General features: G+C 74.8%; 3 protein-coding genes. All 3 read right to left on the bottom strand.

What is annotated here, in order from left to right:
• A partial coding sequence (locus tag DBR36_RS11795; RefSeq protein ID WP_108319610.1) for a cysteine desulfurase family protein occupies positions 1-1,059 on the bottom strand: 1,059 nt, incomplete at its 3' end.
• Positions 1,056-1,913 (bottom strand): carboxylating nicotinate-nucleotide diphosphorylase, encoded by an 858-nt coding sequence (gene nadC / locus DBR36_RS11790; RefSeq protein ID WP_108319608.1) that lies wholly within the window; start codon positions 1,911-1,913, stop codon positions 1,056-1,058. The genes DBR36_RS11795 and nadC, both read right to left, overlap by 4 nt.
• Positions 1,907-2,830 (bottom strand): FAD-binding protein (locus DBR36_RS11785; RefSeq protein ID WP_146185337.1); only part of this gene is annotated, 924 nt, incomplete at its 5' end. The genes DBR36_RS11785 and nadC, both read right to left, overlap by 7 nt.

Here is a 2,830-nt window from a genome sequence, read left to right as displayed (position 1 = left end):
GGTCCGCGGCAGCGTGAACCGTACGGCCGTGCGGGCCTCGTCGTGGTCCACGCCCACCGCCAGCAGCACGTGCGAGGCTTCGTCGCTGCCCGCCGCGCACGCCGAGCCGCTGGAGGACACGACGCCGCGACGCTCGAGTTCGAGCAGGACGGTCTCGCCGTTCGTGCCGGGGAAGACGAAGCTCGCCGTGCCGGGGAGCCGCCGCTCGGGGTGTCCGGTGAGGCGGGCTCCGGGCACGCGCGCGAGCACACGGGCGATGAAGGCCGCCGACAGGGCGCCGACGCGCGCGGCGGCCTCGGCGCGCTCGGCCTCGGCGAGGGTGAGGGCCGTGGCGATCGCGACCGCTCCGGCCACGTCCGGGGTACCCGATCGGCGCCCCCGCTCCTGGCCGCCGCCGTGCAGGAGCGGTTCGAAGGCGAGGCGTCCCCGCACGGCGAGGATGCCGGTGCCCTTGGGGGCGCCGACCTTGTGTCCGGCGACGGTGACGGCATCCGCTCCCGTCCTCGACAGGGGCAGCCACCCGGCGGCCTGCACCGCGTCGAGGTGCAGGGGCACGCCCCGGGCGTGAGCGACGGCGGCGAGGGCGGCGGCATCCTGGATCGTGCCGATCTCGTTGTTGGCATAGCCGATCGAGACGAGAGCGGTGTCGTCGCGCAGGCTGTCGGCGAGGGCGTCGGGGGTCAGCGTGCCGGTGGCGTCGACGGGGGCGTACGTCACGGTGGCGCCGTGCAGGCGTTCGAGGTAGTCGGCCGAGGCCAGGACGGACTCGTGCTCGATCGCGGTCGTGACGAGGTGGCGCCGGGGTCCGCCGAGCACGATCCCCTTGATGGCGGCGTTGTTGGACTCCGTGCCGCCCGAGGTGAACACGACGTCCCCGGCGCGCATGCCGAGGACGGCGGCGACGCGCGCGCGGGCGTCGTCGAGGGCGGATGCCGCGGCCTCGCCGACTTCGTGATGGCTCGACGGGTTCCCGTAGACGCGCGTGAGGTAGGGCGCCATCGCCTCGAGCACCTCGGGGCGCACGGGGGTGGTGGCGGCGTTGTCGAGGTACAGGCTCACGTCGTCTCGATGCGGATGTCGAGCCCGAGGTCCAGCGACGACACGGAGTGCGTCAGCGCGCCCACCGAGATGACGTCGACGCCGGTCTCGGCGATCTCCCGGACAGTCTCGAGCGTGACGCCGCCCGAGGCTTCGACCTGTGCGGCACCGGCGATGCGGGCGACGCCGGTGCGCAGGTCGTCGAGCGAGAAGTTGTCGAGCATGATCGTGCCCACCCCCGCCGCGAGCACGGCGTCGATCTGCTCGAGGCGGTCGACCTCGACCTCGACGTGCGTCGTGTGCGGCAGCCGCGCGATCGCGCTCTCGAGTGCCTGCGTGACCGACAGGCCGTTCTGGGTGAGGACGGCGAGGTGATTGTCCTTTGCCATCACGGCGTCCGACAGCGAGAACCGGTGGTTGTGGCCGCCGCCGTCGCGCACGGCCTGCCGTTCGATCGCGCGCAGGCCCGGGGTGGTCTTGCGGGTGTCGGCGATGCGCGCTCCGGTGTGGGCGACCTCGGCGACGTAGCGGCTGGTGAGGGTCGCGATGCCCGACATGCGCTGCACGAAGTTCAGGCCGATCCGCTCGGCGGTCAGCACCGCGCGGGCGGGGCCGGTCACGACGGCGAGGGTGTCGCCGGGCGCGAAGCGGTGGCCGTCGGCGACGCGCTGCTCGACCGCGATCGATGGGTCGGTGAGGGTGAAGGCGGCGGCGAAGACCGCGGCTCCGCTGAAGACGCCCTCGACGCGCGCGACGAGCTCGGCACGGGCGGTCGCGTTCTCGGGGATGAGCGTCTCGCTCGTCAGGTCGCCCCAGGGGGCGTCCTCGTCGAGGGCGGCGGTGACGACGCGGTCGATGGCGGCGCGGGTCAGCATGCGAGGGCCTCCGGAGATGAGGTGAGGGATGCCGCGTCCGCGGCCGGGACGAGGGCATCAGTGCGGAAGTGCGCGCCCACCGAGGTCGTGCGCATCCGCGCCGCATCGACGACATGGGTGGCGAGGAGCAGCAGATTCTCGTCCTCGATCGGGAGGGCGAGGTGCTGCGCGCGCCACGCGGCGAGGATCGAGGCCGCGCGGTCGAGTCCGGCGGCGTCGCGTTCCAGCCCCGCGTGGTTCCACAGCAGGCGCTGCAGAACGGCGCGCGAGAAGGCGGGCGCGTCGTCGGCGACCGCGATCGGTAGCGGTCGCGCGGGCGCGACGGCCGGCGCGTGCCACGGGCGGTCCGTCGCGACGGCGTCTCCGGCGCGAGCACCGAACACGGCTCCCTCGAGGAGGGAGTTGGATGCCAGGCGATTGGCGCCGTGCACCCCGGTGCGGGCCGTCTCGCCGACCGCGTACAGGCCGGGCACCGTCGTGCGTCCGTCGAGGTCGGTGACGACCCCGCCCATCAGGTAGTGGGCCGCGGGGGTCACCGGGATGGGCTCGCGCGCCCAGTCCAGCCCGCGCTCGCGCACGGCGGCGTCGATCGTGGGGAAGCGCCGGGCCAGGCGTGCGGCGCCGAGGGCGGTGGCATCCAGGCGGACGGGGTGACCGTGCTGCCGGGCCATGGCGCGCGCGTTGGCCCGGGCCACGACGTCGCGCGGGGCGAGTTCGCCGTCGGGGTGGGCGTCGAAGGCGAAGCGGCGCCCGGTGTCGTCGATGAGGATCGCCCCCTCGCCGCGGACGGCCTCGGACACGAGGAACGGCGCGCCGACCGCGAGGGCGGTCGGGTGGAACTGCACGAACTCGAGGTCGGCCACGGCCGCTCCCGCGCGGATCGCGGCGGCGATGCCGTCGCCGGTCGCCCCCGCGGG

This window comes from Microbacterium sp. HMWF026, assembly GCF_003061325.1.
Classification (GTDB): Bacteria; Actinomycetota; Actinomycetes; order Actinomycetales; family Microbacteriaceae; genus Microbacterium; species Microbacterium testaceum_E.
Note: the sequence above shows the minus strand (reverse complement) of the source record. Positions and strands in the feature narration are given on the sequence as shown.